The following is a 23,746-nucleotide window of genomic DNA, read 5'->3' as shown; positions in this document are numbered from 1 at the left end:
CAAGCGCTATCGCGAACCTCGCGGGGACCGGCTCACACGGCGGGGGAGCCGCGCTGCCGGAGCATCGCGTTCATCTGCGTGATCTCGGCCTGCTGCCCCTCCACCATCGTGCGGGCGAGGCGCCGCACCCGGTCGTGCCCGGTGCGCTCCAGCACCGCCCGCGCCATGGCCACGCCGCCGCGGTGGTGCGCGATCATCAACTTCAGGAACTGCACCTCGGCGTCGCGGCCGGACGCCTTCTCCAGGTCGGCGAGCCGGTCGCGGGTCGCCATGCCGGGCATCGGGGCCCCGCCGTCGCGGTGGCCTCCGTGCCCGGCCATCCAGCGCATCCGGCCGGACGGGTCGGCCTTCGGCACGCCCCACTCGTCGAGCCAGGCCGTCATCATGCCGATCTGGGCGGACTGGGTGTTGATGATGTCGAAGGCCAGCAGCCGGGTCTCGGGATCGTCCGTGCGGTCCCTGACGATGAACGACATCCGCACCGCCTGGGCGTGGTGCACGCTCATGTCCCGGGCGAAACCCGCCTCGGGGCCGTCCGTTCCGGGCCGTTCCGAGCGGGAGACGGCGAGCGCGACCAGGACGGCTCCGGCGAGCAGGACCAGGACCGCGAGGACGACGGTGGCGCGCCGTCCCCGCGGCGCCGCGGCGCCCTCGCTCACGGGGTGTCCTTGCCGCCCGAGCAGGCCGCGCCCGGCTCGGGGGTCTGCGGGCCCTTCACGAAGGCCCGCAGGAACCGGTCCACCCGCGCGTCGGTGGCCTGCTGGAGCTTCAGCTGCCTGCCCCACGCGGTGAGCGTGACCGGAGAGTCCTGGTCCGGGTAGGGGCTGAGCAGCGTGTAGTCGGTCGCGGAGACCTTGCCCTTGAGCACGTCGAGCTGGTCCGCGGGAAGGCCGGGCCGGTAGGTGATCCAGACGGCGCCGTGCTCCAGCGAGTGGACGGCGTGCTCGTTCAGCAGCGGCGTGTCGTAGACGCGGCCGTCGCAGTTCTGCCACACGGGGTTGTGGTCGCCGCCCATCGGCGGGTCGGTGTCGTACTTGACGCTGCCGCCGACGTGGCCGCGGCCGAGGTCGTCCTTGGTCACGAGGCCGGGGACGGAGGCGGAGCCGTCGGCGGACGACGACCTGGTCTGCATGAACGTGAAACCGATGGCGACGACCGCCACCAGCCCGATCACGGCGAAGAAGGCGATGCCTCCCCACGGGATCTCGCGCTGTGTCAGCGCGTTCTTCGTGGCGGTCTTGCCGCGCGCGTTGGCGTTGCGGGCGTTCTTGTTACGGGCGCTCTTGGACATGAGGGCGTCCTCTCAGGTGCTGTAGGTCAGGAAGGACAGGGCAGCGCCGCATCGGCCATGGGCGTGGACGCGGGCGGTGCGATCGGCCGGAGGGCCGGTCCTTCTACAGCCGGAGGACCTGGAGTGAGGGCCAGGACGCGGGGGCGAGCCGCGTGCAGGGCGGAGGGGCGAACGCCCAGCCGAGACGGGCGGGCAGGCGCGAGACGGGCCGGCGCAGCACGGCGGCCAGGCCCAGCAGGACGAGGGTGAACAGGACGGCCAGGCAGAGGCACGCGTCCATCGGGACGGGCGCGGGCATCTTCGTCGGGGCGGCGGCCGGGGCGTCCTGTGCGGGGCCGTGAGAGCCGCTGAGCGGCGCGGCCGCGGCGCCCGGCTGCTCGTGGCCCGTGGACGCCGACACGGCGCCGACGGGAACGCTCACGGCGTGCTGGGTGCACACGCGCGGCGGGGGCGCGTGGCCCAGCCCGTAGCTGAACACCAGCCCGCCCACGACGAACAGCGCCACGAGCAGCCCTGCCAGCCCGTGGCGTCGACGGGGGGCCGTACCGGACACCGTCACGCTCCTGGTCGCGTCTTCCGGGCTGGTCCAACGCCGCAGCCGCCCCTGGGGTTCCCGCCCGCCGGATGCGCGTGCGGAGCGGCCCCGCGCGGACCCGCGCGAGCGTCCGGGACTGTCCGCGCCGCGAGATAGTGTCGGAGCGTGACCAGCAGGGCGGATTCGGGCGAGCCGGAAGGCCTTTTCGACACTCCGGAGCGGGACGGGGCGGTCTCGGCGGACGTACGGGCGGAGCCGCCGGCGGCGCCCGCCCGGGGCGGCGCGGAGCAGCCCCTCGCCGTCCGCATGCGCCCCCGCGCCCTCGACGAGGTCGTCGGGCAGGGGCACCTGCTCGGCCCGGGCACGCCGATCCGGCAGCTCGTCGACCGGGACGTGCCGATGTCGCTCGTGCTGTGGGGGCCGCCCGGCACGGGCAAGACCACCCTCGCCACCGTCGTCAGCCATGTCACCTCCCGCCGGTTCGTGGAGGTGTCCGCGGTCAGCGACGGCGTCAAGCGCGTCCGCGCCGAGATCGACCTGGCGCGCCGCGAGCTCGGCATGACGGGCCGCCAGACGGTCCTGTTCGTCGACGAGGTGCACCGCTTCAACAAGGCCCAGCAGGACGCCCTGCTCCCCGCCGTGGAGAACCGCTGGGTGTCCTTCATCGGCGCCACCACCGAGAACCCGTTCTTCTCCGTCATCAGCCCGCTGCTGTCGCGCTCGCTGCTGCTCACCCTGGAGCCGCTCGGCGAGGACGACCTGCGCGAGGTCGTCCGCCGCGCCCTCACCGAGGAGCGCGGGCTGAACGGGGCGGTCACCCTCGATCCCGCCGCCGAGGACCACCTCATCCGGCTGGCCGGCGGCGACGCCCGCCGCACCCTCACCTACCTGGAGGCCGCCGCGCTCGTCGTCGACGACGGCGGGGCGATCGACACGGACGTGCTGGAGAAGGCCGTCGACCGGGCCGCCGTCCGCTACGACCGCGAGGGCGACCAGCACTACGACGTCATCAGCGCGTTCATCAAGAGCATCCGCGGCAGCGACGTCGACGCGGCGCTGCACTACCTCGCCCGCATGATCGAGGCCGGCGAGGACGCCCGGTTCATCGCCCGGCGGCTGATCGTGCACGCCAGCGAGGACGTCGGCATGGCCGACCCGACCGCGCTGCAGACCGCGGTCGCCGCCGCGCAGGCGGTGGAGTTCGTCGGCCTGCCGGAGGCCCGCATCAACCTGGCCCAGGCGGTGATCCATCTCTCCCTCGCGCCGAAGTCCAACGCGGTGATCACGGCGGTGGACGGGGCGCTCGGCGACGTCCGCAAGGGGCTCGCCGGTCCGGTCCCGGGCCACCTGCGCGACGCCCACTACAAGGGCGCCGCGAAGATCGGGCACGGGCAGGGCTACAGGTACGCGCACGACCATCCCGGCGGCGTGGTCCGCCAGCAGTACGCGCCCGACGCGGTCGACGGACGGGAGTACTATCGCCCGACCAGGCACGGCGCGGAAGCCCGGTTCACCGAGGTGCTCGCGCGGATCCGCTCCGTCCTGCGCGGCGCCGCGGACCGGCGGTGATCGTTCTTCGCCGGCCGGTGCTCCCGCCAAGCGGCGTGGTGGACCGGTAAGGTCTGTCAGGCCATGCCCGGCCCCGTGCCGGCCTCACGCGAACGGAAAGCCCTGATGCTTACTGGTGGACAGCTAGCAGGCCTCATCGTGGCCGTGTTCTGGGCGGTGCTCGTCTCGTTCGTCGCGCTCACCCTGCTGAAGCTCTCCAAGCTGCTCGGCGAGGCCAGCGAGCTCGTCCGCGACATCGGCGAGCAGGCCGGCCCGCTCATGGAGGACATGACCCGGACGGTGAAGCGCGCCAACGAGCAGCTCGGCCGCACCGACGTCATCACCAGGCAGGTCGCCGGCGTCACCCAGAACGTCTCGGCCGTCACCACCGTGATGACCTCGGTGGTCGGCGGGCCGCTGGTGAAGGCCGCCGCCTTCTCCTACGGCGTCCGCAAGGCCCTCGGCAACCGCGACGGGGAGGAGCGCGCCGCGTCCGGACGTCCGGAGCTGCCGGCCCGCTCCCCGGGTAGGGGACGCAGATGAGGCGGCTGTTCTGGCTCTCGGTCGGCGCGGGCGCCGGCGTCTACGCCACGCACCGCGTCAAGCGGCGCGTGGAGCGCTTCACGCGCGCCCTGTCGCCCGAGAGCGTCGCCGCGCGGGCGGTGTCGAGCGGGCAGAGCGCCGGCGAGCGGCTGAGGCTTTTCGCCTCCGACGTCCGTACCGAGATGCGGGCCCGTGAGGAGGAGCTGCGCGAGGCCGTCCGCATGGACCAGGCCCCGCCGGACGGCGGCGGGCCGCAGGCCCGCCGCGTGCTCAAGGCGAGATACACGATCATCGAGAACGACAAGGATGGCCACTGATATGGAGTCGGCAGAGGTCGCACGCCGCTTCCTCGGGTTCTTCGAGGAGCGCGGGCACACGGTGGTGCCCTCGGCCAGCCTGGTCGCCGAGGACCCGACGCTGCTTCTGGTCAACGCCGGCATGGTCCCCTTCAAGCCGTACTTCCTCGGCCAGCGCACCCCTCCGTCCCAGCGGATGACGAGCGCGCAGAAGTGCGTGCGCACGCCCGACATCGAGGAGGTCGGGAAGACCACCCGGCACGCCACCTTCTTCCAGATGCTGGGCAACTTCTCCATCGGCGACTACTTCAAGGAGCAGGCGATCCCCTTCGCCTGGGAGCTGCTGACCCGGTCGCGGGAAGACGGCGGCTTCGGTTTCCCCGAGGAGAAGCTCTGGGTCACCGTCTTCAAAGACGACGACGAGGCCCACAACATCTGGCACGAGAAGGTCGGCGTCCCCCTCGACCGCATCCAGCGGCGCGGCATGGAGGACAACTTCTGGTCGATGGGCGTGCCCGGCCCGTGCGGCCCCTGCTCGGAGATCTACTACGACCGCGGCCCCGAGTACGGCCGCGAGGGCGGCCCGATCGCCGACGAGGACCGCTACCTGGAGGTCTGGAACCTCGTCTTCATGCAGTTCGAGCGGGGCCCCGGGGAGAGCAAGACCGACTTCCCGATCCTCGGCGACCTGCCGGCCAAGAACATCGACACCGGCATGGGCCTGGAGCGCATGGCGGCGATCCTCCAGGGCGTCGACAACATCTACGAGACCGACACCCTCTGGCGGGTCCTCGACCGCGCCGCCGGGCTGACCGGCACCTCCTACGGCCGCGACCACCGCGCGGACGTATCGCTGCGCGTCGTCGCCGACCACGTCCGCAGCGGCACGATGATGGTCGCCGACGGCATCCGCCCCGGCAACGAGGGCCGCGGCTACGTGCTGCGCCGCATCCTGCGCCGCTCCATCCGCAACCTGCGCCTGCTCGGCGGGCAGGACGCCGGGCTCATGCACGAGCTGACGGCCGTCTCGATCCAGGCGATGGGCGAGCAGTACCCGGAGCTGGTGCGCACCGCCGCGAACATCCACACCGTCATCGACGCGGAGGAGGAGTCCTTCCTCCAGACGCTGCGCACCGGCACCGCGATCTTCGACACCGCCGTCGACGACACCAAGCGCTCCGGCGGCGCGACCCTGGCGGGCGAGCAGGCGTTCAAGCTGCACGACACCTACGGCTTCCCGATCGACCTCACCCTGGAGATGGCGTCCGAGCAGGGCCTCCAGGTGGACGAGGAGGGCTTTCGCCGGCTCATGAAGGAGCAGCGGGACCGCGCCAAGAAGGACGCCCGCGACAAGAAGACCGGCAACCTCGACGTCTCCGTCCTGGACGAGCTGCTCACCGGCGCCGGCGGCAGGGTCGACTTCACCGGCTACGGCAGCCTGGCCGGCGACGCCCGCCTCGTGGGGCTGCTGGTGAACGGCGCCAACGCGCCCGCCGCCGGGGAGGGCGCCGAGGTCGAGGTCGTCCTCGACCGCACCCCCTTCTACGCCGAGGGCGGCGGCCAGCTCGCCGACCACGGCCTGATCAGGTTCGGCAACGGCGCCGTGGTCGAGGTGACCGACGTGCAGGCGCCCCTCGCCGGGCTCATCGTGCACCGCGGACGGGTCCGCAGCGGCGAGGCGCAGGCCGGCGACACCGCCTACGCCGAGGTCGACGTGGAGCGGCGCCGGGCGATCTCCCGCTCGCACACCGCGACCCACATGGTGCACGCCGGGTTCCGCCGCGCGCTCGGCGAGTCCGCCGCGCAGGCCGGGTCGGAGAACTCGCCCGGCCGGTTCCGGTTCGACTTCACCGCGTCCGGCGCGGTCCCCGCGAGCGTGCTGCGCGACGTCGAGGACGAGGTGAACGAGGTCCTGGTCGGCGACCTGGACGTGCGCGCCTTCCACACCTCGATCGACGAGGCCCGCGCGATGGGCGCGCTCGCGCTGTTCGGCGAGAAGTACGGCGACGAGGTCCGGGTCGTCGAGGTCGGCGACTACTCCCGCGAGCTGTGCGGCGGCACCCACGTCGCCCGCAGCGGGCAGCTCGGCCTGGTCAAGGTGCTGGGCGAGTCGTCCATCGGCGCCGGCGTCCGGCGCGTCGAGGCGCTCGTCGGCATCGACGCCTTCCGCTTCCTGGCCCGCGAGAGCGTCCTCGTGGCGCAGCTCGCCGAGCAGATGAAGACCCGCAAGGAGGAGCTGCCCGAGCGCGTCTCCGGCGTGGTCGCCCGGCTGCGGGACGCCGAGAAGGAGCTGGAGAAGCTCCGCTCGCAGCAGGTCCTCGCGATCGCGGGATCCCTCGCCGACGGCGCCAAGGACGTGGCCGGCACCGCGTTCGTGGGGCACCGCGCCCCCGACGGCACCGGCGCCGACGACCTGCGCAAGCTCGCCGTCGACATCCGCGGCCGCCTGACCTCGCGCCCCGCGGTCGTGATGGTCGCCGGGGTGCCGAAGGACCGTCCCGTCGTGGTCGTCGCCGTCACCCAGGGCGCGCGTGACCGCGGTCTGAAGGCGGGCGCCCTCGTCGGCCTGGCCGCCAAGGCGCTCGGCGGGGGCGGCGGCGGCAAGGACGACCTGGCCCAGGGGGGCGGCGCCAACCCCGCCGCGATCGGCGAGGCCCTCGCCGCCGTCGAGCAGGCGGTAGGGGCCGCGTGAGCCCGGCACGACGGGGCAGGAGCGACGAGCCTCGCCGGCGCCGAGCGGAGGCGAGGTCGTGAGGCCTGTGAGGAGTGCGGCGCCGGGTGGACTGAGGAGCGCGCGGAGCGACGAAGGAGCGAGCACGCGACGAGGGAAGCCGGTGCCGGGTTGCGCTCCGAGCCGCCGAGCGGAGGCGAGGCAGTGAGGCAGGGCGTGCGGCTCGGGGTGGATGTGGGGAGTGTCCGGGTCGGGGTCGCCCGGTGCGATCCCGGCGGGATCCTGGCGTCCCCCCTGGAGACCGTGAAGAGCGGCAAGGGCGACGTCGACCGGCTCGTCGACCTGGTCGCCGAGCATGAGGCGATCGAGGTCGTCGTCGGGCTGCCGACGTCGCTGTCGGGCCGGGAGGGCCCGGCGGCGCAGTCGGCGCGCAGGTTCGCGGCGAGGCTCGCCGATCGCCTCCCCCCGGAGACCGTGCGGCTGCACGACGAGCGGCTCACCACCGTCACCGCCGAGAGCGGCCTGCGGGCCGGCGGCGTGCACGGCCAGGCGCGGCGCAAGGTCGTCGACCAGGCGGCCGCGGCGGTCCTGCTCCAGGCGGCCCTCGACGCCGAGCGGTTGACCGGACGCCCCCCGGGCGAGATCGTCCAGGGGAGCTCATGAACGATTTGGACCTCTTCTCCGACCCGTACGGCGACGGGCCTCCGCCCGAGGAGGCCCGCGGCAGGCGGGACCAGCGGCGGCGGCGCAAGCGCCAGAAGCGCCGCAAGCGCAGCGGGCGCGCCGCCGCGCTGTTCGCGATGGCGTTCCTCGTGGCCGTGTTCGGCACCGGCGGCGTCCTCGGGTACGCGTGGCTCGACAACAAGTGGCATCCGCCGGACTACGACGGCGCGGGCACCGGCAAGGTCACCGTCCAGATCAAGGACGGCGCGACCGGGTCGGTGATCGGGACGACGCTGGAGCAGCACAAGGTCGTCAAGAGCTCCGCGGCGTTCGTGAAGACCTACAACAAGGAGGCCCGCGCCTCCAGCATCCAGCCGGGCTTCTACCAGATGCGGCTGCAGATGTCGTCGGCCGCGGCGGTGGCGCTGCTGCTGGACCCGAAGTCGCGGGCCGGGAACCAGGTCGTGATCCCCGAGGGCCGCCGGGCCGTCGAGGTCTTCGAGCTGCTGGCGAAGAAGACCGGCATCTCCGTCAGGGAGTTCCAGGCGGTGGCGAAGCGGCCGAAGAGCCTCGGGCTGCCCGCCTACGCGCGGGGCAAGGTCGAGGGCTACCTGTATCCGGGGCGCTACGACCTGGACCCGAACGGCACGGCGGAGCAGATCCTCAAGGAGATGGTGGCGCGCTTCAACAAGGAGGCCGCCAGCGTCGACCTCGTCGCCGAGGCGCGCAAGGCGCACATGAACCCGGCGACGGTCATCACGCTCGCCAGCCTGGTCCAGGCCGAGGGCGGCAAGCCCAGCGACCTGCCGAAGATCTCCCGGGTCATCTACAACCGGGTGGAGAAGGGCATGAAGCTGCAGTTCGACACGACGGTGCTGTACGCGCTGAACGAGCGGCGGCTCACCGTCACCGAGAAGGACCTGCAGACCGACTCGCCCTACAACACCTACCTGCACGCGGGCCTGCCGCCCGGCCCGATCTCCAATCCGGGCCCGGACGCGATCGAGGCGGCGCTGGCCCCGGAGGACGGGACGTGGCTGTACTTCATCGCCACCGACCCGACGAACAAGGTCACCAAGTTCGCCACGACGGAGCAGGAGCGGCAGGCGATCGAGAAGGAGTTCCGGGCATGGCAGAGGGCGCACCCGGGCCAGTGACCGGCGGGACGGGCCGCCGCGCGGCGGTGCTCGGGTCGCCGATCGCCCATTCGCTGTCGCCGGTGCTGCACCGGGCGGCGTACGCGGCGATGGGGCTGGATCACTGGTCCTACGACGCGGTCGAGTGCGGCGAGGACGGCCTGGCCGCGGTGCTGGACGGCCTCGGGCCCGAATGGGCGGGCCTGTCGCTGACCATGCCGCTCAAGCGCGTCGCGCTCGGCCTGGTGGACACGGTCTCGGACCTCGCGGTGAAGGTCGGGGGCGCCAACACGATCGTCCTTCGGGACGGGCGGCGCCACGGCGACAACACCGACGTGTACGGCATCGAGACGGCGCTCGCCGAGGCGGGGCTGAAGGCTCCGTCCACGGCGCTGGTGCTGGGCGGCGGCGCGACGGCCGCGTCCGCGCTGGCGGCGCTCGCCGGGCTCGGCACGCGCGAGGCCGTCCTCGCGGTGCGCACCCCGGAGCGCGCCGCCGCCGCGGCCGGAGTGGGGGAGCGGTTCGGGCTCGCGGTGCGGGTCGTGAAGCTCGACGAGGCGCCGGCGCACCTCCCGGCGGAGCTCGTGGTGTCGACGCTGCCCGGGCGGGCCGCCGACGCGTTCGCCGCGCCGGTCGCCGAGTCCGGCGCGGCCGTGTTCGACGTCGTGTACGCGCCGTGGCCGACGGCGCTCGCGGCGGCCGTCGAGCGCGCGGGAGGCACGGTCGTCGGCGGCTTCGCGATGCTCCTGCACCAGGCCGTCCGGCAGGTCGCCCTGATGACCGGCCGCGACGACGTGCCGGTGGAGGCGATGCGCGCCGCGGGCGAGGCGGAGCTCGCCCGCCGCGCCTGACCCCGCCTCAGGGCGGGGCGCGCTGGGCACGGCGCCGCTTGACCGATTCGTCGATGCTGGTGAGGACGATCGGCAGGATCACGCTGAGCCAGAAGTCCTTCCAGCCCCACACGCCCGCGGCGACGCCGAGCGCGCTGCCCGCGCACACCAGGCTCAGCAGGAACGCCGCCCAGTGCCGCTGGGCCAGCGCGACCGGGTCGACGAGGCGGCGGTGCGGGAGCAGATCGGCCAGCGGGCGCTCCCGGGCGTGGGCGCGCTGCACGACCATCGCTTCCGGCAGCCAGTGCAGGACGTCGGCGTTCCGGGCGAGGGGGGTCCGGGAGAGCGCGACCAGCGTCTCCAGCCTCCACCACAGCGTCCACAGCGACGTGCGGCCGCTGCCCGGGTAGCCGTTCCAGCGCGGGTCGGCGACCTCCCCGCGCACCAGCGTCCGGAACGCGTGGGCGACGGTCGGCCCGTGCGGTCCGCGCGGGTCCCGCAGCAGCGCGGTGAGCGCGATCGGCAGCCCGTAGTGCCACAGCGCGAGCCGCCACACCGGCTCCGGTCCGGTGCCGCGTTCCGACACGATGCGCGGCGAGACACCGTAGGTCTCGATCCACGTGTGGTCGTCGTCGGGGTCGAGGTGCTTCAGCAGCCAGTCGTAGGCGTCCAGCAGCCGCTCGGTCCTCAGGTCCGGGCGCGCCTCGGACAGCGTCACCAGCGCGAACGCGGTGTGCGTGACGGTGGGCCGGGACGCCTTCGTCGGGCCCCAGGCGGGGCGGTGCGCGGTCCGGTCGGCCGTCAGCCACTCCACGCCGCGGTCGACGGCGGGGTCGTAGGGGTTGAGCTGGCTGAGCGCCCGCAGCGCCAGGCACGTCAGCCACACCCGGGACGGGCAGCCGTGCAGCGAGCCCCAGCCGCCGTCGGGGTTCTGGTTGTACAGCAGCCACCGGTAGGCGCGTTCCAGGTCGGGGGCGTCCTCGCGCAGGCCGCAGCGGGCGCGGGCGAGGAAGCGCGCGATCCAGCCGGTGGCCTCGACCACCGGCATGCCGAGGCTGGTCTTGGTGGCCCAGCCGCCGTCGCGCAGCGGGTCGTCGGACCGGGTCTGCCGGGCGGCGAGGAGTTCCAGGCCGTCGTCGAAGTGCTCGAATGCCCGCCCCGCCTCGGCGAACGCCATCAGCCCGAGGGCGGTGGCGGTGGTGCCGGGTTCCGGTCGCGCGAGCTCGTGGTACCAGCCCCCGCCGGCGCCGAGCGCGGGGGCGTAGGTGTCGCGCAGGACGTCCAGCGACTCGTTCAGCCGGGTGTCGAGGACGGCCATGTCGATGACCGGGAGGTCCGCGCGTCGCCGCCGGGCGGCGGAGCGGACTGCGCGGGGCGCGGGGGGCGCCGGGGACGGGAGCGGAGGTGTCTGGTTCACGTTCTGGCCTTCTGCTCTTGTTGTTCCCGGCGGGCCAGGATTTGTACCTCGCGGGTTCCGCGTCTGTATCCGCCGCCGCAGCGAGCACCGGGGCGCGGCGCCGGGCACGCTGGAGGCAGACCGCTCCCGCGTTCCGCGATGCTGGAGGTGGCTTGGCCGAACAGACCGTCCGGGACGGGTCCGACCCCGACTGCGTCCTGTGCCCCCCGCTGAGATTCCGCTTCAACGGCATGGCCGGCCTGCCCGGAGAGTCGGGCGTCATCGCCGGCGACCGCGACTTCTTCCTCATCCCGGACGTCGCGCCGCTCGCCGAGGGGCACCTCCTGCTGGTGACGCGCGAGCACCACCAGTGCGCCGGAGACTTCTCCGGGCCGATGTGGGAGTGCGCGCTGCGGTGGCGCGACCGCGTGGCCCGCCTCTACCGGGAGGCGTACGGATCCGGTGGGCTGGTGCTGTTCGAGCACGGACCGGCGAGCCCCCAGGGCGGCGGCGCGTGCATCGACCACGCGCACTGGCATTTCCTCCCCGGCACGACGGGCGTGCGGGCGGTCGTGGAGCGGGAGGGGCGCCCCGGCGTTCCGGCGGACCACGGGACCCTCCGGGACTGCTACCGCGCCGGCCGCTCCTACCTGCTGATCGAGGAGGACGGCGTCGCGACCGCCCACTCGGGCGACGGCGTGCGGAGCCAGTTCCTGCGCTGGGCCGTGGCGGCGGCCGGCCCGAGCCGGACCTGGCGCTGGCAGGAGAGCTTCGGGCTGCCCGCCAGCAGGCGGCGTTTCCTGCGCACGCTTCGGGCGATGCGGGCGGCGGCCGCCCCGCCGCCGGGCACGGATCAGCCTCCCGACAGCCACCAGTAGAGCTCGCACGAGGTCAGCCGGTCCCCGTACCCCGCCCGCGGCGCCCCGCGGTCGTAGCCGGTGGAGTACACCACCGGCGGCCGTCCCCGCTGGTGGGCGAGCACCCGTTCGAGGGAGGTCGGGCCGAACCGCAGCAGCCACAGGGGACCGGCGGGAACGGCGCGGTCGAGGACCGGCAGCAGATCCCGGGGTTCCCGGCCGCCGGCGGGCGGCGGATGCCCGAGCAGGCGCGCGAGGGTGTGCGCCTCGGAGACGACGAGGTCCGCCCGCCGCAGGACCGGCAGTACGCAGGACGCGGGAAGCCGCGCGTCGACGTCGTGGGGGACGACGTCGAACGCCACCCGCGTGCCCGCCGCGCGGGCCGTGCGCACCGCCTCGTGGAGCGCCTCCCGGGAGCCGGGGGCCAGCAGCGAGTATCCGTCCACGGCGAGCACGTCGGCGTCCTCGATCCCGGCCGCCGCCGCCCGCACGTCCGCCGCGGAGAGCCGCCGGGCGGGCGGCTCGTCCTGGACGACCAGCAGCCGGACGCCGGGCCCGCCGCCGTCCGCCTCACCGGCGCGCAGCATGACCGACACGCCGTTCGGGACGCCCGGCTCGACGACCAGGCGGTGGTCCGCGCCGATCCGGCGCAGTTCGCGGCGGATCGCCTCCGTGTAGTCGTCGTCGCCGACCTTGGCCAGCACGCCGACCCGGCGGAAGTAGCCCACCGCGCAGCGGGCGAGGTTGACCGCCGTCCCCGCGGTCAGCACGCGGGCGGGTGCGTAGCAGAGCCGGTCGGCGTCGAGTTCGGCGAAGCGGACGCCCGGCAGGCTCGCGCGCACCTCGATCCCCGCGTCCCCGATGACGAAGAGCGCGAAGCGGCGCTCGGCGGCGCCGTCGAGGCCCGGCCATTCGAGGGGCGATCGGAACGGCGCCATCACCCGGTCAGCCGACGGGAACCAGGAAGGCCCGCATCACCGGGCGCAGGCTCGGGATGAGGTCGTACCCGCCGAGCTCGCGCAGCGGCACCCAGGCGCACCGGTCCAGATGGTCGCCGGCGTCCTGGTTCTCCAAGGTCGCGTCCAGGGTCACGGGCCGGCAGCGGCGCGCCGCCGCGACCACCCGGATCTGCCCGGCGGGATTCTCGCGGTCGGGCATGAACCACTGCCACAGATGGAAGGGCGGACCCGGATCGATCTTCAGCCCGACCTCCTCCCAGACTTCGCGGCGGATGTGGTCGTCGAGATCGAGGTCGGCCGCCTCCTCCAGCCGCCCGCCGGGCACCTCCCAGCGTCCCGGGTGGAACGGGTCGGAGGCGGCCTTGCGGACGAGCAGAAGCCGCCCGCCCGAGACGATGAAGGCCTTCTGCGCGAACTGCAGCCGGGCCGGTGGCGCGGCGGTGAGCGGGCCGGCGGCGCCGGCGTCGACCGAGGGCATCGCGGGAGTCCTCCCTGGTGCCGGCCCCACCGGGCCGTCTCGCCTCCACCGTAACAATCGGCGGCCCGCGCGCCGAGACGCGCCCGGCCAGAACAGTCTCACTCCTCCGGGGCACGAGGGCACTGGGAATCACACCGCGTCGCGGCCTGTTGTACCGGACGGCGTACCCTCATCCGGGCCCTCGCCCGGTATGCGGCGAATGATCGTTCGGCATGGCGCACCCGGTCCCACCGGGTGGTATTCTTGGTGGTCGACCGGCCTTGTGCGCGCGACCAGACGGTGGCGCGTGCCGGGCGCTCAAGCGGAGGCCACCTCCCACCTGACCGGCTGAAAAGGCCGGTGGGTCTCGGTCCGGCGAACGGGCGTTCAGCCCGTCCCGCCGTCGTTCCCGGGCGGCATGTCCGTCCCGGGAGACCGAAGGTGGCCCCGTGCGTGAGTCGTGCGGGGCTTTTCTCGTGGAAGCCTCGGGGTACGACCGGTCCAATGAACCTGAGAACGGCCCCTAGGAGGTCCCATCAGCGCCGAACCGCGTATCAACGACCGCATTCGCGTGCCCGAGGTCCGGCTCGTCGGCCCGAACGGCGAACAGGTGGGCATCGTGCCCATCGCCAAGGCCCTTGAACTCGCGCGTGAGTCGGACCTCGACCTCGTCGAGGTGGCGCCCACCGCGCGTCCGCCCGTCGCGAAGCTCATGGACTACGGCAAGTTCAAGTACGAGTCCGCGATGAAGGCGCGTGAGGCGCGGAAGAACCAGGCGCACACGGTCATCAAGGAGATCAAGCTCCGCCCGAAGATCGACCCGCATGACTACGAGACCAAGAAGGGTCACGTGGTGCGGTTCCTGAAGGCCGGGGACAAGGTGAAGGTCACGATCATGTTCCGTGGTCGTGAGCAGTCCCGTCCCGAGCTCGGTTTCCGGCTGCTGCAGCGGCTCGCCGACGACGTCGAGGAGCTCGGCTTCGTCGAGTCGCGGCCCAAGCAGGACGGCCGAAACATGATCATGGTGCTCGGTCCGCACAAGAAGAAGACGGCCCGCGGGCAGGAGTCGGAGACCACCGTCTGACGGCCGTTCCGGGACCGGCCTCGCGGCGGCCCCCATCGCGATCTCGCGGCTGAGCGAAGTCGCGGCGTACGTACATTGAAGCCTGACCTGGCGCGTCCACGGATCGCCGTGCGGTGCGCCGATCAGGCGCGCCTTCGTGCCGGTGGCACGGAGGCCGGAAAGAGGGAGACGACGGCGACCATGCCGAAGACCAAGACCCACAGCGGTGCCAAGAAGCGCTTCAAGCTGACCGGCTCCGGCAAGGTGATGCGCCGCCGCGCCAACCGCAACCACCTGCTCGAGCACAAGCCGTCCAAGCGGACCCGGCGCCTCGACGGCCCGGCCGTGGTGGCCGACGCCGACGCCAAGAACATCAAGAAGCTGCTGCGCAAGTAGCACTCGACCAGGAACATCGCCGACCGGCCGAGGCCAGCACGGCCCCGGCCCCCACGAAGGAGTTCAGCACGTGGCACGCGTGAAGCGGGCGGTCAACGCCGCCAAGAAGCGTCGGGTCGTCCTGGAGCGGTCGAGCGGCTACCGCGGGCAGCGTTCGCGCCTGTACCGCAAGGCCAAGGAGCAGCAGCTCCACTCGATGACCTACGCCTTCCGGGACCGCAAGGACCGCAAGGGCCAGTTCCGCCGGCTGTGGATCCAGCGGATCAACGCCGCGGCCCGCGCCAACGGCATCACCTACAACCGGTTCATCCAGGGCCTCAAGGCCGCCGAGGTCGAGGTCGACCGGCGCATGCTCGCCGAGCTCGCCGTCAACGACGCCCCGGCTTTCGCCGCCCTGGTGAAGATCGCCAAGGACGCGCTGCCGGCCGAGGGTTCGGAGGCCGCCTGAGCCGGGTGACCGGCACACGGGCGATCACAGCGATATGGCGGGCCGCGAGCTGACCTCTCTCCGATCACCACGGGTGAAGGCCGCTCGCCGGCTCGCCAAACGCGCGTTCCGGCGCCGTGAGAACCGGTTCCTCGCCGAGGGGCCGCAGGCGGTGCGGGAGGCGCTGCGGATCCCCGGCGGCCTCGCCGAGCTGTTCACCACGGCCGAGGCGGAGGCCCGCCACCCCGAGCTGGTGCTCGCCGCCGAGCGCGCCGGAGCGCCGGTGCTGCGCGTCAGCGGCGAGATCATGGCCGAGCTGGCCCAGACCGTCACCCCGCAGGGGCTGCTGGCGGTCTGCGAGTTCGTCGACGTCCCGCTGGACCGGGCGCTGGAGAACGGTCCACGGCTGGTGACCGTTCTGGCGCACGTCCGCGACCCCGGCAACGCGGGAACCGTCCTGCGCACCGCCGACGCCGCGGGCTCGGAGACGGTCGTGTTCACCGACGCGTCCGTCGACCCCTACAACGGCAAGTGCGTCCGCGCCTCCGCGGGCAGCCTGTTCCACCTGCCGGTCGTCGTCGGCCCCCGGTTCGACGCGCTGATCCCGGAGCTGAAGGGCGCGGGCCTGACCGTCCTCGCCGCCGACGGCGCGGGCGACCGCACCCTCGACGAGGCGATCGACGAGGGGGTGCTCGCGCGCCCCACCGCCTGGGTGTTCGGGAACGAGGCGTGGGGGCTGCCCGAGGAGATCCTGCGGCATGTGGACGAGGTCGTCCGCGTGCCCATCTACGGGCGGGCCGAGAGCCTGAACCTGGCGACGGCCGCGGCCGTATGCCTCTATGCGTCGGCCCGGGCGCAGCGCGGCTCCGAGGGAGAGCGCCCGAGCCGCACGTGAGGCGCGGCGCGGTCCCGGTGTTTTCACTGCATTCCGTGATCGAATGGCCGCATGCGGTCGCCAATGGCGCCGCCCCGTGACGGGTGAGCTGGGAAGATGGTCTCCGCGTGGACGCGCGGCAGGGGGGCCTGCCGCCGCGCGGGGCTCGTCCGCGGGTAGGAGCGGGAACCGCGACCGGCGGGGGATCACGCCGTCGCGGTACCGCGCCTAACGTGTTGATCAGTGGGTTGACCAGGGCGGCTACGAGGCCGCACAGAGTGGGGGCGAGCGTGATGACCGAGGAGAGCAGGCGGGCCGGAAGGGCGGGCCGGCGCCCCCCGGAGGTGCGGTGCCGGGCCGGTGCGGTCCGGGCCTCCGCCGTCCCGTACGCCGTTTCGGGTGCCGCCCCTGGTCTTTCCTGTGCGCACACCGACGACGGGCTGCGCATCGAGACCGCCAGGGTCGGGGTCCGCACCGCCGTCGTCGCGGTGGCCGGGGAGATCGACCTGCGCACCGCCGGGACGCTGCGCGACCGGCTCGTCGAGATGCACGGGCGGCTGCCCGGGGCGGGGCCGCGCCGCCTGGTGGCCGACTTCGCCGCCGTCCCGTTCTGCGACGCGGCCGGGCTCGGCGCGCTGGTCGCCGCGCACAACCAGATCTCCGCCGACGGCGGTGAGATCGCTCTCGCCGGGGTGCGGCCCGCCCAGCTGCGGCTGCTGATGATCACCGGACTGCACCGGCTGTTCGCGATCCACCCCGATGTCGAGGACGCGCTGTCCGGCCAGGATTCGCCCACGAGGTCCGGATGAGGGCGCGAACCGCTGTTCCGGTCCTCCGCGGAAGACGGCGACACCCTGCACGGAGGCTACACATGCCTTGCCGCGAGGCGGTTTCCGGGTCCCGTTAGGGGCCCGACTCCGGCTAGAGTCTCTTTCCGACAGGCCGCGTTCCCATCGGTGTTCTGGAGGCCGCTGTGGGCGGAGAGGAGACCCCTCTCGTGGCCGCGCGCGGACCCGAGGCGGGGTCCGGGCCGGGCCCCGAGGAGGGCCGCCCGGACGACCTGCCCGACGGGCTGATGGTCGCCGGCCGGGACGCCCGCGTCGTCGTGTTCAACGCCGCCGCCGCGCGGATCACGGGGATCCCCGCCGGGTCGGCGGTGGGCCGCGACTTCCGCGACGTCCTGCCCCTGCACGACGCCGAGGGCCGCGACTGGTGGAAGTGCCTGGCCCCCTACGGCGGCCTGTCCACCCGGACCCGCCATCCCGAGCGGGTGCTGTTCCTTCCCGGCGGCACCGAGGTGCTCGTGACCGCGGCGTACCGGCGCGACGCCGAACGCCGCGTGGAACGGTTCACCGTGTGCCTGCGCGACGCCCTGCACCGCGCCCGGCAGGAGCGCGACCGCGCCGACCTCGTCTCCACCGTCGCCCACGAGCTGCGCTCGCCGCTCACCAGCGTCAAGGGGTTCACCGCGACGCTCCTGGCCAAGTGGCACCGCTTCAACGACGACCAGAAGCGGGTGATGCTGGAGACCGTCAACGCCGACGCCGACCGGGTCACCCGGCTGATCACCGAGCTGCTGGACGTGTCCCGCATCGAGTCGGGCCGGCTGGAGATGCGCCGCCAGGTCGTCGACATTCCCGAGGAGGTCCGCAAGGTCATCGCGGGCCGCGTCGCGGCCGGGGAGCCGGAGGACCGCTTCCGCTTCGAGGTGCGCGGCGAGCTGCCCGAGATGTGGCTCGATCCCGACAAGATGGATCAGATCCTCGGGAACCTCGTCGAAAACGCGGTGCGCCACGGAGCGGGTACTGTCACCATTGTGGTGGAGCCGGACGCGCATAAGGAGGGGGCCGCCGTGTCGGTGCGCGACGAGGGCGAGGGCATTCCGCCCGAGGCCGTCCAGCGCGTCTTCCGGCAGTTCTGGCGCGGCCCCGGCGGCAACCGCCGCGGCGGCACCGGGCTCGGGCTCTACATCGTCAAGGGGCTGGTCGAGGCGCACGGCGGTGTGATCACTGTGCGGCGGGCGCCCGGCGGCGGCGCCGAGTTCCGATTTACCGTGCCCGCAGGGGCCCCCGACTACGCCGGCTGATCCGCGGTCCACGCCGCGGCACGGCATCGGGCCCCCTGGTCGGGCCAGCGCGTCACGCGCACGCTTTCCGGATGTTCTCCGCCCGCGCACTAGACTGCGGGCGTCCCACGCCGACCGGAGTCGATCACACCACATGTCTGCACCCAACAAGTCCTATGACCCCGTCGAGGTGTCCGCGCTGCAGCCCGAGGAGCTGGAGCGGGCTCGCGCCGAGGCGCTCGCGGCGATCGCCGCGGCCGCCGACCTCGACGCCCTGAAGCAGGTCCGGCTGGCGCACGCCGGCGACCGTTCGCCGCTGGCCCTGGCCAACCGCGAGATCGGCGCGCTGCCGCCCGCGGCCCGCGCCGAGGCCGGCAAGCGCATCGGCGCCGCCCGGGGCGCGGTGGCGAAGGCGCTCAAGGAGCGCCAGGCCGAACTGGAGGACGAGCGCGACCGCCGCGTCCTCGTCGAGGAGACCGTCGACGTCACCCTCCCGTGGAACCGCGCGCCGCGCGGCGCCCGCCACCCGCTGACCACGTTGCAGGAGCGGATGGCCGACGTCTTCGTCTCGATGGGCTTCGAGGTCTCCGAGGGGCCCGAGGTCGAGGCGGAGTGGTTCAACTTCGACGCCCTGAACTTCCTGCCCGACCACCCGGCCCGCACCATGCAGGACACCTTCTTCGTCGAGTCGGAGGACTCCGGGCTGGTGATGCGCACCCACACCTCGCCGATGCAGATCAGGTCGCTGCTGTCGCGGCCGCTGCCGGTGTACGTGGTGGCGCCCGGCCGCACGTACCGCACCGACGAGCTGGACGCCACGCACAGCCCGGTGTTCCACCAGCTGGAGGGCCTGGCGGTCGACGAGGGGCTGACGATGGCCGACCTGCGGGGCGGCATCGACGCGTTCGTCTCCGGGATGTTCGGCGAGGGGCTGAGGACGCGGTTCAGGCCGTCGTACTTCCCGTTCACCGAGCCGTCCGCCGAGGTGGACATGCAGTGCTTCGTGTGCCGGGGCGCGTCCGCGGAGCCGGGCGGCGACCCGTGCCGCACCTGCGGTTCGGAGGGCTGGATCGAGCTCGGCGGCTGCGGCATGGTCAACCCGCGGGTGCTGGTGGCCTGCGGCGTCGACCCCGACCGCTACAGCGGCTGGGCGTTCGGGCTGGGCGTCGAGCGGACGCTGATGTTCCGGCACGGTGTGGAAGACATGTACGACATGGTGGAGGGCGACGTCCGGTTCACCCTCCCGTTCGGGACGGAGATCTGATGCGGGCCCCGCTTTCCTGGCTGCGCGAGTACGTCGAGCTCCCGGCCGACGTCACGGGCCGCGCGCTGGCCGCCGAGCTGATCGCGGCGGGCCTGGAGGTCGAGACGGTCGAGTCGCCCGGCGCCGACATCGCCGGCCCTCTGGTGGTCGGCGAGGTCCTGGCGTTCGAGGAGCTGACCGGCTTCAAGAAGCCGATCCGCCACTGCCAGGTGAACGTCGGCGACGCCAACGGCACGGGAGAGCCGCAGAGCATCATCTGCGGCGCCACCAACTTCGCGGTCGGCGACCGCGTCGTCGTCGTCCTTCCGGGCGGCGTGCTGCCCGGCGGGTTCGAGATCGGCGCCCGCAAGACCTACGGCCGGATGTCGGCGGGCATGATCTGCTCGGTGACCGAGCTCGGGATCGGCGACGACCACGACGGCATCCTCGTCCTGCCGCCGGACGCCCCCGTCGGCGCGGACGCGATCGAGATGCTGGGGCTGCGCGACGACGTCCTCGACATCGCCGTGACGCCCGACCGCGGCTACGCCCTGTCCATCCGCGGCATCGCCCGCGAGGCCGCCATCGCCTACGGGGTTCCGTTCAGGGACCCGGCGGACGTGGCGCTGCCGGAGGGGGACGAGAGCCCGAGTTACCCGGCGAGCATCGGCGATCCGGCGGTGTGCGACCGGTTCGTCCTGCGCGAGGTGAGCGGCTTCGACCCGGACGCGCGGACCCCGATGTGGATGCAGGTGCGCCTGCACCGCGCGGGGATGCGGCCGGTGTCGCTGGCGGTCGACATCACCAACTACCTGATGCTGGAGCTCGGGCAGCCGCTGCACGCGTTCGACCGGAACAAGCTGACCGGCCCGATCGTCGTGCGGCGCGCCGAGCCCGGCGAGCGGCTGGAGACGCTGGACCACGTCAAGCGGACCCTCGACCCCGACGACATCCTCATCACCGACGCGTCGGGGCCGATCTCGATGGCCGGCACGATGGGCGGGCTCGCCACCGAGATCGACGAGCGGTCGAGCGACATGGTCGTCGAGGCCGCGCACTTCGACGCCATGGGCACCGCGCGGATGAGCCGCCGGCACCGGCTGCACAGCGAGGCGTCCCACCGGTTCGAGCGCGGCGTCGACCGCGAGCTGCCGCTGTACGCCTCGTACCGGGCGGTGCGGATGCTCGCCGAGCTGGGCGGCGCGAAGATCGTGCCCGGCGTCACGCACGCCGAGGCGCCGGTCGAGCGGGCCGTGGTGACGATGCCCGCCGGGCATCCCGACCGGGTCGCGGGCGTGACCTACGGCAGGGACGCGGTCGTCCGGCGCCTGGAGCAGGTCGGCTGCACGGTGGCCGGCGACGACGTGCTGACGGTGACGCCGCCGTCCTGGCGTCCTGACCTCACCGCGCCCAACGACCTCGCCGAGGAGGTCCTTCGCCTGGAGGGGTACGAGAACATCCCGGCCCGGGCGCCGCGCCCGGCGGCGGGCAAGGGCCTGACCGCCGAGCAGCGGCTGCGCCGCCGGGTCGGCCGCGCGCTCGCCGGCGCCGGGTACGTGGAGGCGCTCGCCTTCCCGTTCGTCGCCGACAAGGACCTGGACGGCCTCCAGCTCCCCGAGGACGACGCGCGGCGGCGGACGCTGCGGCTCGCGAACCCGATGTCGGAGGAGGAGCCGCTGCTGCGCACCACGCTGCTGCCGGGCCTGCTCAAGGTTCTCGCGCTCAACGTGGGACGCGGCTTCGGCGACGCCGCGCTGTTCGAGGTCGGCATGGTGTTCCGGCCGCGCCCGGACGCCCCGGAGCGGGCGCCGCGCCTCGCCGTGGACCGCGGTCCGACGGCCGAGGAGGTCGCCGGGCTGGAGGCCGCGCTGCCGGACCAGCCGTACCGGGTCGCGGTGGTGCTGTCGGGCGACCGGGAGCCGTCGGGCTGGTGGGGCGAGGGCCGTCCGGCGCTGTGGGCCGACGCGGTCGAGGCCGCCCGCACGGTGGCCCGCGAGGTCGGCGTCGAGCTGACGGTGAAGGCCGACCAGCACGCGCCGTGGCATCCCGGCCGCTGCGCCGCGCTGTACGCGGGCGACACCCTGGTCGGGCACGCCGGCGAACTGCACCCCCGCGTCACGAAGGCGTACGGGCTGCCCGCGCGGTCGTGCGCGATGGAGCTGGAGCTGCGCCGCCTGGGCGAGCCGGTGAGCGTCCGCGCGCCGCACGTGTCGTCGTACCCGGTCGCGATGCAGGACGTCGCGCTGGTCGTGGACTCCGGCGTCCCGGCCGCGGAGGTCGAGGCGGCCCTGCGCGAAGGTGCGGGCGGGCTGCTGGAGGCGATCCGGCTGTTCGACGTCTACACGGGCGAGCAGGTGGGCGAGGGCCGCAAGTCGCTGGCGTACTCGCTGCGGTTCCGCGCCCCGGACCGGACGCTCACGGCCGAGGAGGTGTCGCAGGCCCGCGACTCCGCCGTGGCCGCCGCGTCCGAGCGGACCGGAGCCGTCCTGCGCGGCGCCTGACGGTACGCGCGTGCCCCGGCCCCCTGGAGGGGGCCGGGGCACGCGCGCGTCTCGGGCCACTGCGGACGGGGGCCGATTCCTAACGCTACTTGTGTTGCGATAGGTCGTCGGGTATTCTCGATCGCGTCACATCGCCGCCCGGTAGGGGAGTCCATTGAGGATCTGAGGTCCGACACCGCGCAGTGGCCGCCTTCCGGCCCGCGCACGTGACCTCAGTGCGGACTCTTACCCGCCGGGCTTTGTCATGCCCGCCGGCGCGTCGCGCGATCCGCGGTGTCTCCATGCGTTCCGCATCTTTCTCGCCACCATGGAGGCCGCTCAATGTCATTCGCCATCGTCTGCTCGGACCTGTCGTTCGCGTGGGAGGACGGCACCGTCGTGCTGGACGGGCTGGACGTCGCGTTCGGCGCCGGCAGGACCGGCCTGATCGGTGTCAACGGCTCCGGCAAGTCGACCCTGCTGAAGATCATCGCCGGTGAGCTGCGCGCGGGCTCGGGCACCGTCAGCGTCGACGGGGAGGTCGGCTACCTGCCGCAGAACCTCGTCCTCGACGACGCCGCCACGGTGTCGGACCTGCTCGGCATCACCGCGACCCGCGCGGCCCTGCACGCCATCGAGCGCGGCGAGGCCACCGAGGAGAACTTCGCCGCCGTCGGGGACGACTGGGACGTCGAGGAGCGCGCCGCCGCCGAGCTCGACCGGCTCGGCCTCGGCCACCTCGGGCTGGACCGCACGGTTCCGACGCTGTCGGGCGGCGAGGCCGTGATGGTCGGGCTGGCCGCGCGGTTCCTGGCCCGTCCCGACGTCCTGCTGCTCGACGAGCCGACCAACAACCTGGACCTGGCCGCGCGCCACCGCCTGTACGAGGCGGTGGCGTCCTGGACGGGCGTGCTCGTCGTCGTCAGCCACGACCGCGAGCTGCTCGACCGTGTCGACGAGATCGCCGACCTGCGGGAGGGCGCCGTGCGGTCCTTCGGCGGCAATCTGTCGGCCTACGAGGACCTGCTCGCGGTCGAGCGGGAGGCCGCGGAGCGGACCGTCAGGGCCGCCGAGACCGACCTGCGCCGGCAGAAGCGCGAACTGGAGGAGGCGCAGGTCAAGCTGGCCCGCCGCAAGCGCTACGGCAACAAGATGCAGGAGAACAAGCGCGAGCCGAAGATCGTGATGGGCGAGCGCAAGCGGCAGGCGCAGGTCTCGGCCGGCAAGCACCGCATCATGCACGAGGAGAGGCTCGCCGACGCCCGCACGCGGCTCACCGAGGCCGAGGGGGCCGTCCGCGAGGACGCGGAGATCCGCGTCGAGCTGCCCGCCACCCGCGTCCCGGCGGGGCGGACGGTGCTGACCGTGACGGGGCTCGCCGCTTCCGAGCCGGAGCCCGGCACGCTGGGCGAGCTGATCGTCCGGGGGCCGGAGCGGATCGCGCTGGTCGGGCCCAACGGCTCGGGCAAGACCACGTTCCTGCGGGCGCTCGTGGGCGACCGCGTCCCCGAGGGCACGGCCGTGAAGCTCGGGGTAGATGGGGTGCGGTACCTGCCGCAGCGGCTGGACGTCCTGGACGAGGACCTCAGCGTCGCCGAGAACGTCCGGGCGCAGGCGCCGTCGGCTCCGCCCGCGCGGATCCGGGCGGGGCTGGCGCGGTTCCTGTTCCGCGGAGCGCGGGCCGACCAGCGGGCCGGGACCCTGTCCGGCGGCGAGCGGTTCCGCGCCGTGCTGGCGTCGCTGCTGCTCGCCGAGCCTGCCCCGCAGCTGCTCCTGCTGGACGAGCCGACGAACAACCTCGACATGGCCAGCGCCGCTCAGCTCGGGCAGGCCCTCGCCGCCTACGAGGGGGCTCTGATCGTGGTCAGCCACGACGTGCCGTTCCTGCGCACTCTCGGCATCACCCGGTGGCTGCGCATGGACCCGTCGTGCGGCCTCACCGAGGCCGGACCGATGTAGCGCATTCCAGCGGGGTCGGCGCGGCGGCCCCGTGCGGAGACGTCTCCGCACGGGGCC

The 23,746-nt window shown here is 73.6% G+C and carries 23 protein-coding genes; 17 read left to right on the top strand and 6 right to left on the bottom strand.

From position 1 onward, the window contains the following. Nucleotides 1-32 precede the first annotated feature (32 nt). The 3 genes from AB0K37_RS05070 to AB0K37_RS05060 all read right to left on the bottom strand — a co-directional run bounded on the left by AB0K37_RS05070 (nucleotide 33) and on the right by AB0K37_RS05060 (nucleotide 1,844). Complete coding sequence (locus AB0K37_RS05070) at nucleotides 33-659, bottom strand: DUF305 domain-containing protein (RefSeq protein WP_363974991.1); 627 nt, start codon at nucleotides 657-659, stop codon at nucleotides 33-35. Continuing rightward, on the bottom strand, nucleotides 656-1,291 hold the full coding sequence (locus tag AB0K37_RS05065) for a DUF3105 domain-containing protein (protein ID WP_363974988.1): 636 nt from the start codon (nucleotides 1,289-1,291) through the stop codon (nucleotides 656-658). Before AB0K37_RS05065 ends, AB0K37_RS05070 begins: the two co-directional genes overlap by 4 nt. 103 nt (nucleotides 1,292-1,394) lie before the next feature. Further along, complete coding sequence (locus AB0K37_RS05060) at nucleotides 1,395-1,844, bottom strand: hypothetical protein (RefSeq protein WP_363974985.1); 450 nt, start codon at nucleotides 1,842-1,844, stop codon at nucleotides 1,395-1,397. A 288-nt stretch (nucleotides 1,845-2,132) separates the two neighbouring features. Between AB0K37_RS05060 and AB0K37_RS05055 the strand changes: the two genes are divergently transcribed. From AB0K37_RS05055 to AB0K37_RS05025, 7 genes are all read left to right on the top strand, one after another. Beyond that, nucleotides 2,133-3,395: a replication-associated recombination protein A gene (locus tag AB0K37_RS05055; protein ID WP_363975125.1), complete on the top strand. Its 1,263-nt coding sequence runs from the start codon at nucleotides 2,133-2,135 to the stop codon at nucleotides 3,393-3,395. Nucleotides 3,396-3,500: 105 nt separating this feature from the next. Then, nucleotides 3,501-3,917, top strand: coding sequence for a DUF948 domain-containing protein (locus AB0K37_RS05050; protein ID WP_363974982.1), 417 nt, complete (start codon nucleotides 3,501-3,503; stop codon nucleotides 3,915-3,917). Further along, complete coding sequence (locus AB0K37_RS05045; RefSeq protein WP_363974979.1) at nucleotides 3,914-4,234, top strand: hypothetical protein; 321 nt, start codon at nucleotides 3,914-3,916, stop codon at nucleotides 4,232-4,234. Before AB0K37_RS05050 ends, AB0K37_RS05045 begins: the two co-directional genes overlap by 4 nt. A gap of 1 nt (nucleotide 4,235) precedes the next feature. Beyond that, complete coding sequence (gene alaS, locus AB0K37_RS05040) at nucleotides 4,236-6,905, top strand: alanine--tRNA ligase (RefSeq protein WP_363974976.1); 2,670 nt, start codon at nucleotides 4,236-4,238, stop codon at nucleotides 6,903-6,905. Between the two features lie 183 nt (nucleotides 6,906-7,088). Beyond that, a complete protein-coding gene (ruvX, locus tag AB0K37_RS05035; protein WP_345179030.1) occupies nucleotides 7,089-7,547 on the top strand; it encodes a Holliday junction resolvase RuvX in 459 nt (152 codons plus the stop codon). Then, nucleotides 7,544-8,704 (top strand): endolytic transglycosylase MltG, encoded by a 1,161-nt coding sequence (gene mltG / locus AB0K37_RS05030; RefSeq protein WP_363974973.1) that lies wholly within the window; start codon nucleotides 7,544-7,546, stop codon nucleotides 8,702-8,704. The genes ruvX and mltG overlap by 4 nt, the downstream gene beginning before the upstream one ends. Continuing rightward, nucleotides 8,677-9,534, top strand: a complete 858-nt coding sequence (locus tag AB0K37_RS05025) for a shikimate dehydrogenase (RefSeq protein WP_363974970.1) — start codon at nucleotides 8,677-8,679, stop codon at nucleotides 9,532-9,534. Before mltG ends, AB0K37_RS05025 begins: the two co-directional genes overlap by 28 nt. A gap of 7 nt (nucleotides 9,535-9,541) precedes the next feature. Here the strand turns inward: AB0K37_RS05025 and AB0K37_RS05020 are convergent, their stop codons facing one another. Then, nucleotides 9,542-10,930, bottom strand: coding sequence for a prenyltransferase/squalene oxidase repeat-containing protein (locus tag AB0K37_RS05020; RefSeq protein WP_363974967.1), 1,389 nt, complete (start codon nucleotides 10,928-10,930; stop codon nucleotides 9,542-9,544). A 152-nt stretch (nucleotides 10,931-11,082) separates the two neighbouring features. On the opposite strand from AB0K37_RS05020, the gene AB0K37_RS05015 reads away from it, so the two are divergent. Further along, on the top strand, nucleotides 11,083-11,787 hold the full coding sequence (locus AB0K37_RS05015) for a hypothetical protein (protein WP_363974964.1): 705 nt from the start codon (nucleotides 11,083-11,085) through the stop codon (nucleotides 11,785-11,787). Here the strand turns inward: AB0K37_RS05015 and AB0K37_RS05010 are convergent. After that, nucleotides 11,763-12,704 carry a PfkB family carbohydrate kinase gene (locus AB0K37_RS05010; RefSeq protein WP_363974961.1) on the bottom strand — a complete coding sequence of 314 codons (942 nt, stop codon included), beginning with the start codon at nucleotides 12,702-12,704 and terminating at the stop codon, nucleotides 11,763-11,765. The genes AB0K37_RS05015 and AB0K37_RS05010 overlap by 25 nt on opposite strands. Nucleotides 12,705-12,711: 7 nt before the next feature. Then, nucleotides 12,712-13,203, bottom strand: coding sequence for an NUDIX hydrolase (locus AB0K37_RS05005; RefSeq protein WP_363974958.1), 492 nt, complete (start codon nucleotides 13,201-13,203; stop codon nucleotides 12,712-12,714). A 514-nt stretch (nucleotides 13,204-13,717) separates the two neighbouring features. On the opposite strand from AB0K37_RS05005, the gene infC reads away from it, so the two are divergent. The 9 genes from infC (at nucleotide 13,718) to AB0K37_RS04960 (ending at nucleotide 23,689) form a co-directional block, all read left to right on the top strand. Continuing rightward, complete coding sequence (gene infC / locus AB0K37_RS05000) at nucleotides 13,718-14,266, top strand: translation initiation factor IF-3 (RefSeq protein WP_089316320.1); 549 nt, start codon at nucleotides 13,718-13,720, stop codon at nucleotides 14,264-14,266. 180 nt (nucleotides 14,267-14,446) lie between these two features. Further along, on the top strand, nucleotides 14,447-14,641 hold the full coding sequence (gene rpmI / locus AB0K37_RS04995) for a 50S ribosomal protein L35 (protein WP_021597479.1): 195 nt from the start codon (nucleotides 14,447-14,449) through the stop codon (nucleotides 14,639-14,641). Nucleotides 14,642-14,711: 70 nt separating this feature from the next. After that, complete coding sequence (gene rplT / locus AB0K37_RS04990; RefSeq protein WP_173393368.1) at nucleotides 14,712-15,089, top strand: 50S ribosomal protein L20; 378 nt, start codon at nucleotides 14,712-14,714, stop codon at nucleotides 15,087-15,089. A gap of 34 nt (nucleotides 15,090-15,123) precedes the next feature. Then, nucleotides 15,124-15,963 carry an RNA methyltransferase gene (locus tag AB0K37_RS04985; protein ID WP_363974953.1) on the top strand — a complete coding sequence of 280 codons (840 nt, stop codon included), beginning with the start codon at nucleotides 15,124-15,126 and terminating at the stop codon, nucleotides 15,961-15,963. Nucleotides 15,964-16,235: 272 nt separating this feature from the next. Next, complete coding sequence (locus AB0K37_RS04980; RefSeq protein WP_363974950.1) at nucleotides 16,236-16,751, top strand: STAS domain-containing protein; 516 nt, start codon at nucleotides 16,236-16,238, stop codon at nucleotides 16,749-16,751. Between the two features lie 188 nt (nucleotides 16,752-16,939). Further along, nucleotides 16,940-18,028 carry an ATP-binding protein gene (locus AB0K37_RS04975; protein ID WP_363974947.1) on the top strand — a complete coding sequence of 363 codons (1,089 nt, stop codon included), beginning with the start codon at nucleotides 16,940-16,942 and terminating at the stop codon, nucleotides 18,026-18,028. Between the two features lie 133 nt (nucleotides 18,029-18,161). Next, nucleotides 18,162-19,271, top strand: coding sequence for a phenylalanine--tRNA ligase subunit alpha (gene pheS, locus AB0K37_RS04970; RefSeq protein ID WP_363974944.1), 1,110 nt, complete (start codon nucleotides 18,162-18,164; stop codon nucleotides 19,269-19,271). After that, nucleotides 19,271-21,751, top strand: a complete 2,481-nt coding sequence (gene pheT, locus AB0K37_RS04965; RefSeq protein WP_363974941.1) for a phenylalanine--tRNA ligase subunit beta — start codon at nucleotides 19,271-19,273, stop codon at nucleotides 21,749-21,751. The genes pheS and pheT overlap by 1 nt, the downstream gene beginning before the upstream one ends. A gap of 321 nt (nucleotides 21,752-22,072) precedes the next feature. Beyond that, nucleotides 22,073-23,689 (top strand): ABC-F family ATP-binding cassette domain-containing protein, encoded by a 1,617-nt coding sequence (locus AB0K37_RS04960; protein ID WP_363974938.1) that lies wholly within the window; start codon nucleotides 22,073-22,075, stop codon nucleotides 23,687-23,689. Nucleotides 23,690-23,746: the final 57 nt, after the last annotated feature.

Source organism: Actinomadura sp. NPDC049753 (assembly GCF_040674655.1).
Classification (GTDB): Bacteria; Actinomycetota; Actinomycetes; order Streptosporangiales; family Streptosporangiaceae; genus Spirillospora; species Spirillospora verrucosospora.
This window is presented reverse-complemented; position numbering and strand designations above follow the sequence as displayed.

Excerpts from the sequence above, each read along its gene's own strand:
- AB0K37_RS05065 (WP_363974988.1), bottom strand. The coding sequence starts at position 1,291 with ATGTCCAAGAGCGCCCGTAACAAGAACGCCCGCAACGCCAACGCGCGC.
- AB0K37_RS05055 (WP_363975125.1), top strand. The coding sequence starts at position 2,133 with ATGCGCCCCCGCGCCCTCGACGAGGTCGTCGGGCAGGGGCACCTGCTC.
- AB0K37_RS05050 (WP_363974982.1), top strand. The coding sequence starts at position 3,501 with ATGCTTACTGGTGGACAGCTAGCAGGCCTCATCGTGGCCGTGTTCTGG.
- AB0K37_RS05045 (WP_363974979.1), top strand. The coding sequence starts at position 3,914 with ATGAGGCGGCTGTTCTGGCTCTCGGTCGGCGCGGGCGCCGGCGTCTAC.
- alaS (WP_363974976.1), top strand. The coding sequence starts at position 4,236 with ATGGAGTCGGCAGAGGTCGCACGCCGCTTCCTCGGGTTCTTCGAGGAG.
- mltG (WP_363974973.1), top strand. The coding sequence starts at position 7,544 with ATGAACGATTTGGACCTCTTCTCCGACCCGTACGGCGACGGGCCTCCG.
- AB0K37_RS05025 (WP_363974970.1), top strand. The coding sequence starts at position 8,677 with ATGGCAGAGGGCGCACCCGGGCCAGTGACCGGCGGGACGGGCCGCCGC.
- AB0K37_RS05010 (WP_363974961.1), bottom strand. The coding sequence starts at position 12,704 with ATGGCGCCGTTCCGATCGCCCCTCGAATGGCCGGGCCTCGACGGCGCC.
- AB0K37_RS05005 (WP_363974958.1), bottom strand. The coding sequence starts at position 13,203 with ATGCCCTCGGTCGACGCCGGCGCCGCCGGCCCGCTCACCGCCGCGCCA.
- rpmI (WP_021597479.1), top strand. The coding sequence starts at position 14,447 with ATGCCGAAGACCAAGACCCACAGCGGTGCCAAGAAGCGCTTCAAGCTG.
- AB0K37_RS04985 (WP_363974953.1), top strand. The coding sequence starts at position 15,124 with ATGGCGGGCCGCGAGCTGACCTCTCTCCGATCACCACGGGTGAAGGCC.
- AB0K37_RS04980 (WP_363974950.1), top strand. The coding sequence starts at position 16,236 with ATGACCGAGGAGAGCAGGCGGGCCGGAAGGGCGGGCCGGCGCCCCCCG.
- pheS (WP_363974944.1), top strand. The coding sequence starts at position 18,162 with ATGTCTGCACCCAACAAGTCCTATGACCCCGTCGAGGTGTCCGCGCTG.
- pheT (WP_363974941.1), top strand. The coding sequence starts at position 19,271 with ATGCGGGCCCCGCTTTCCTGGCTGCGCGAGTACGTCGAGCTCCCGGCC.
- AB0K37_RS04960 (WP_363974938.1), top strand. The coding sequence starts at position 22,073 with ATGTCATTCGCCATCGTCTGCTCGGACCTGTCGTTCGCGTGGGAGGAC.